The organism is Corynebacterium sp. HMSC04H06 (assembly GCF_001815935.1).
Classification (GTDB): Bacteria; Actinomycetota; Actinomycetes; order Mycobacteriales; family Mycobacteriaceae; genus Corynebacterium.
In genome coordinates, this window is record NZ_KV823393.1 from 1 (window position 1) to 6042 (window position 6042).

The 6042-nt window shown below is 66.9% G+C and carries 4 protein-coding genes and 1 pseudogene; 3 read left to right on the forward strand and 2 right to left on the reverse strand.

The window, feature by feature from the left end; translation table 11 throughout:
* The coding region (locus tag HMPREF3067_RS00010) for a S8 family serine peptidase (protein ID WP_070767706.1) at window positions 1-907 on the reverse strand (907 nt) is incomplete at its 3' end.
* Entirely contained in the window at window positions 904-2382 is a 1479-nt protein-coding gene (gene eccD / locus HMPREF3067_RS00015) for a type VII secretion integral membrane protein EccD (protein ID WP_070767707.1), read from the reverse strand. The genes eccD and HMPREF3067_RS00010, both read right to left, overlap by 4 nt.
* A 161-nt stretch (window positions 2383-2543) precedes the next feature.
* Here eccD and HMPREF3067_RS00020 point away from each other — a divergent pair, with 161 nt between their 5' ends.
* From HMPREF3067_RS00020 to HMPREF3067_RS00030, 3 genes and pseudogenes are all read left to right on the forward strand, one after another.
* The gene (locus HMPREF3067_RS00020; RefSeq protein WP_210400059.1) at window positions 2544-3983 is read left to right on the forward strand and encodes a cell division protein FtsK; all 1440 of its coding nucleotides are present in this window, start codon (window positions 2544-2546) and stop codon (window positions 3981-3983) included.
* The gene (locus tag HMPREF3067_RS00025) at window positions 3931-5406 is read left to right on the forward strand and encodes a recombinase family protein (protein ID WP_070767709.1); all 1476 of its coding nucleotides are present in this window, start codon (window positions 3931-3933) and stop codon (window positions 5404-5406) included. Before HMPREF3067_RS00020 ends, HMPREF3067_RS00025 begins: the two co-directional genes overlap by 53 nt.
* Window positions 5407-5728: 322 nt before the next feature.
* Window positions 5729-6042 (forward strand): annotated as a pseudogene (locus HMPREF3067_RS00030) (hypothetical protein); the annotation flags it as partial.

Genomic DNA, 6042 nt, shown 5'->3' on the forward strand with positions numbered 1-6042 from the left:
CGGTGACGGTCGGCGCGGCGAAGCTGGTGCCCGTGAACTCCCGCTGCGGGCCGGTCCCATCGGCCGCCACGACGGCGCGGGCCCAGCCCTGCCCGCCGGGGGCGAGGCCCAGCGGTACCGAGCCCGGCGCGGACACCGCCAGCCCCGAGTCTGGTTGCGGGATGGAGTAGTCCGCGCGGACCTGTGGGTCAGCCAGCGCGCCCACGGAGACGACCGTGGCAGCATGGGCCGGGTAGACGGTATGGCCCGGCTCGCAGGAATCACCGGCGTTGCCGGCGGCGGCGACCACCACGGTATCGGCGGCCTCGGCGCGCTCTAGGGCGGCGTCGAGCCGCCCCGTATCCACGCTGGTGCCGGCGGGCAGGCAGGAGACCACCGAGATGTTGATCACGTCGGCCTCCTTGTCGACGGCCGCTTCGATGGCTTCGGCCAGGGTGTCCAGGTCGCCGGCGGCGGAGTCCTCCTGGCCGCTGTCCCCGCCGGCGGCGCGGTAGTGCGCCGAGGTCTGCCGGATGGAAAGCACCCGGGCGCCGGGGGCGACCCCGGTGTCGGCGGCGGCGATGACCCCGGCGACCACGGTCCCGTGGGCGTCGCAGTCCTCGAGCGGGTTCGGGTCCTCCGGGTCGACGAAGTCGGGGCCCGGCTCCAGCTGGCCCAGCTGCGGGTGCGGGTGGACGCCGGTGTCGATGACTGCCACGGTCACCCCGTCCCCGGTGGCTTGGGCGTGCAGGCGGGAGCGGTAGTCGGCCTGTTCGGCGGTCGGGGCGGGGACCTCCTCGGTGGGCACCGCCACCGCGCAGGCAGTGTCCGGTTCCACCGCGGCGGCTACGGCAGCCCCGTCCGCGATAAGCCCGCCGGCGAGCAGCGTAGCCGCGCTCTTCTTCGCTTTTCCCCCGCGCTGTGTCATCCCAGACCCCGCAGCAGGGCGAAGAGCCCGATAAGGTGCGCGGCCAGGGGCAGGCAGGTGGCGATCGCAAGCGCCTCGGCGCGCTCCCACCACACGATGGTGGTCGGTTCCGCCGTGGGCACCTTCGCCGCCCACAGCGGGGTGCTTAGCGCGCCTGCCGCGGCGATGCCGGCGACGATGAACATCGCCAGGTGCGGGTCGCCGTCGCTGGCCGGCGCGCTGGCCACAACCGGGATGAGGCACGCGGTCAGCAGGCTAGCGGCCGCTAGCAGGGACAGGCACCACGCGGCGCTGGCCTGCCCGTGCCGCACCGCGTGCATGATAAGCGCCCCGCCGACGCACAGGCACAGCGCCTGGGCGAAGCCGGACCCGTTAAGCTGCGCGCCGAAGGGCCCCTCGTAGACCGGGGTAATGCCCGTGCCGGTCAGCACCAGCGCTGCCAGCGCGGGGAGCGCGGCCAGCCCGGCGCCCAGGCAGACCCCGCCGTAGAGTTCCTGGGCGCGCCGGGCGCGGGCGTCCACGTCCGGCTGGTGCCCGTCGGAGACCGACAAGTCCTGGCCCGCGGTCGGTAGCTGCGGCACCGACAGGCCTGCCGCCCGCGTGACCACGCCCGGGGCGGCGGCGATGAGGCAGACCACCGTAAGCAGCACCGCGGCGCCGGCGGCGACGAAGGGCGCCTCGCCCGGCATGGCTACGCCACCGGCCGCCACCAACCCCAGCCCGCCCAGGGTGAGCGTGGCGGCCGTGCACTTGGGGCTAGCCACGGCGGTCACGTGGAAGACCAGGACCATGGCCAGCCCGCAGGACAGCGCTGCCAGCAGCGCCCAGGCGGCATCACCAAGCGCGGCGGGCACCACCCAGGACAGGGCGCTGTGCACAACCAGCGCGGGCCCGTCCAGCTGCTGGTTGGCCGCTTGCCACGCGGGCGGGAGGGCCCCACCCGGCGGGGCGACGGCCCACCAGCCGGCCAGCGCCCCGGCGAAAACCAACGCCGGGACCAAGGAGCGGGTCGCGGGCTGGTAGATAACCAGCGCGGTGCCAAGGGCTAGTGCGATGGCGACCGCGGCGCTGGCGGGCAGCACGCCCGCCAGCAGGGCGGCGACGGCGACCAGCCCAATACCCGCCCAGACCGCGGCCAGCCCGTGAAGCTCCGCCGGGCGGCCGGCTGCCACGAGCGCTTCCGCCGAGTCGCGGATAACCGGCGCCGGGGTGTCCTCCTGCGGGTTGAGGATGATGACCGCGCCGTCTTTGACCCGTGTGTCCGACAGTGGCTGGGCCATGTCCAGCCCGCGCCCGCCCGCGGTGCTCGCCCGCCACGGCTTGGACAGCTGGGGCGCGTCGACCAGATAGCCGATATCCTCAATCATCTCGCCCAAGCTGCCGGTCACCGGTAAGGACAGATCCGCCTCTTTCCGAAAATTACCTGCGTGGACGCGCACCGTCACGCGGACGGTATGCGTGATCGCAGCGTTCACAACACTTCACCCCCGAAGTAGTAGATCCCCGAATTCTCAGGCCGGTGGCTAAAAACTTTCTTGCCCACCTTGCCCGTCGCGCTCAATTGTGGCTTACTGTGGGCAGCGTGTCCACCGCTAGGGGAGGTGGCCGCCAAAAACATTTCGGGGGTGTAACAGCCGTGCTGGATCAGCGCGAGAATATTCAAGTAATCGAGCCAACAACCTTAACGCAGCGCCAACCGGTGCCGCCGGCGCCGACCGGCACCATCACCGCAGAGGCGGTGCCGGAGGCCCAACGCAAGCAGCCCGTGCCGCTGGTGCGCGTCATCATGCCCATCGTCATGGTCGCCGCCATGCTCGGCATGGTCGCGCTCATGGTCCTAAGCGGCGGGTCGGAGCGTACCTTCAGCCCGCTCATGCTCATGTTTCCCATCATGATGCTGGCCAGCATGTTCATGATGTTCGGCCCGTCCACCGGCGGCCAGGACCCGGACGAGACCCGGCGGACCTACCTGCGCCACTTGAAGGCGCTGCGCGAGAAGGCCCTGGACAACGGCGCCGCGCAGCGGGCCCACGAGCTGCACCGTCACCCGCCCGTCGAGCAGCTGCCCGCCTTCGTCCACAACCAGCGGCTGTGGGAGCGCAGCGCGGACGACCCGGACGCCCTGGAGGTGCGCATCGGCGTGGGCGAGACGAAGCTGGCCACGGAGATCCAGGTGCCGGAGGCGGCCGCGGCCGAGGACCTCGACCCGGTGTGCGCAGTCAGCCTGCGCCGGACCATCCAGGCGGTCGAGACCCTGTCGGAGATGCCCGTGGTTATCCAGCTCCAGGCCTTTGGCGTGCTGGGGATAGCGGGCGCGGGCGCGGCGGATCTGGCGCGGGCCATCGTCATCCAGCTGGCCTGCGCGCACGGACCCGACACCCTGGGCCTCTCCGTGCGCGGGGCCGGCTGGGAGTGGGTGAAGTGGCTGCCGCACGCCCGCCGGCCGGAGCAGGCGGACTACCGCGTGCTCATCGTCGACGGGGTGGCGACCACCGGGGTGGAAGACTTCCTCGACGAGGAGGGGATAACCACCATCATCGACGTCGGCTCCCGCCGCAACACCGCGCTCGGGCTGCGCGCCGAGCACGAGGGGCTGTGCCTGAGCCTGCGCGACGGGGCGGGCCCGGAATCCGGCACAACGCTGCTGGTCTCCACCGCCGCGGGCGAGGAGGAGCTGGGGCGCGCGGACCAGTTGGGGGAGGACGGCGCGGTGCTCATCGCCCGCCGCATGGCCCGCTGCCGCCGCCCGCTGGCTGAGTCGGGGCCCAAGCTCGGCTCCGGTGGCGGTGACCTGGTGGCCCTGCTCGGGCACCGCGACATCGCGGAGCTGCGGGGAGTAAACCTCTGGCCGGGGCGCGCCGGGGCGCAACGCCTACACGTGCCGGTGGGGCTGGACCCGAGCGGCCAGCCGGTCTACCTCGACCTGAAGGAGTCCGCCCAGGGTGGCATGGGACCGCACGGGCTGTGCATCGGGGCCACGGGCAGCGGCAATCCAGAATGTGGCTTTGGGCTACAATGGCCATATGGCAGATACTACGACACAGCGCGCGGCGATCTATGCACGTATTTCGCTTGATAAACAGGAAGAAGCCGGTATCAAGCGACAGATACATTTAGCCACTAAGCAGGCTGAGGCCGACGAGGCTGAGATCGTCGCCACCTACGTGGATAACAACATCTCTGCCTTCTCCGGTGAGTACCGTCCCGAGTACGACAAACTCATTCACGCCATCGAGAACCGCGAGATTGATGTTGTGTATGTCTACGCACTCGACCGGTTGACGCGCCGTACCAAAGACACACTTGCTCTCTTTGAGTTATGCGAGAAGCACAACGTCACAGTTAAGGCGAACCGGGGTTACAACATCGACCCAAGCGACCCAGCATCACGCCTCACTATCGTCATTCTCGGTCTTATTGCTGAACAGGAGTCCATCGACCGCGCTGCCCGTGTCCGCGCTGCATACGAGGACCGTGCCCGTACAGGACGGCCGAAGACTGGGGGTCGCCGCATGTTCGGTTACGAAGCAGATGCTGTAACAGTTATCGACGACGAAGCCCAGGCAATTCTCGATGCTGCTGCCATGGTCATTGCTGGCAAGACTTTGCGCGAAACCGTGCGCGAGATATTTCATGCCCGTGGCCTCACAGCCACGTCCGGTAGACCCATGACGGCACCGACACTGCGTGACATTCTTCTCAATCCCCGAGTGCGTGGCTTGAGCACGTTCAATCCCACCGACCCAGATACGGGCTACCGGCTTGTCAAAGATCGCAAGGTCATCGGTAAGGGCAATTGGCCCGCCATCGTCGACGAAGCCACCGGTGAGAAACTCGACGCGGTGCTGCGCGATCCATCACGGCGACGCTCGCATAGCGGCAACGCGCCCCGCTATTTCCTAGCCTCTGTCCTGACCTGCACCTGCGGTGATCCGATGTATGCGCGCAGCCGAAGGAATAAGGCGGGCGACCCGCGCCGGTACTACACGTGCAAACGGTCCGAACCTGGTGGCACGCATGTGTCCATCGGCGCTGAGGTGGACGACCTCATCGAAGCTGTCATCCTCAAGCGCATGGCGCAGCCAGATGCCGTGGATGCACTACGCAACGCCTTAACGCCGGAGGATGACGGTCTTACCGAGCAGCTACAGGAGCTTGCAGGCGAGCGAAACGTGCTGCTAGCGCGCCGAGAACAGATCGAAGAAGCGATCATCGCTGCAGATGTTGATATGTCCACATTCGCGCGCGTGTCGAAGAAAATCGAAGATCAAATCTCCACTATCGACGAGAAGATGCGCGAGCTGACCACAAGCCGCGACGCTGATCCCCTTGCCGTAGAACTGGCCGACGGCCTTGACTTCGCTGAGTGGTGGGGTAGCGCTTCCGTTGAAGACAAGCGCAGGCTGACCCGGCTGCTCATGGAAATCTGTATCCTGCCAGGCAAGGCTGGAGCGAAGAAATTCGATCCGCACCGTGTGAAGATCGCCTGGCGGCAGTAACTGTCTGCGAAGCGCGTCTATGGGGGAACGCCACGGGAGCGGGCAGTTCGGGGGGAGACCTGCCTCTGTGCCGGGGGGGACACGCTCAACCGTGACGCTCCCGGGTGAATTATGACACGGCTGCTGCCCCTGCGCATGTCGAGCAGCCGAAAGAAAAACTTTGCTGTACGGTATCGTTAATTGGTTAGTTGTGTTACACTATCTATAACGTACAACGATCTCGTACACTTTTATCCTGCTGCTCCGTGCTCACTACAGCACTGCAGTGGCGGGGTGTACGGAATCGACCGATTTAATACTGACATAGCGAGCGTGATGATTGATGGCGAAGCAAGAGGCCAAGGTAGACCTCTGGGTTGCAAAGCAACTCGATGAAGCGGGTATTACTGATTATGACCCTCAGGGGAGCGATGTCCTTGAATTGAATGAGGTGCTCAAGACGGCGTCCAAAACCGGCAAGGGCGGTCCCGGTTATCCAGAGTATGTTGCCGTAGTTAAAGACTTCGTCATCGTCATCGAGGACAAGTCCGACCAGGATTTTCACGTCAAGTTAAACGATGACGGTGTTGTGGAGTTATCCGACATAAAGGCCGTCCGTGACTACGCTGGAGAGTGTCCGTTTCTTTGTGTGCGGGG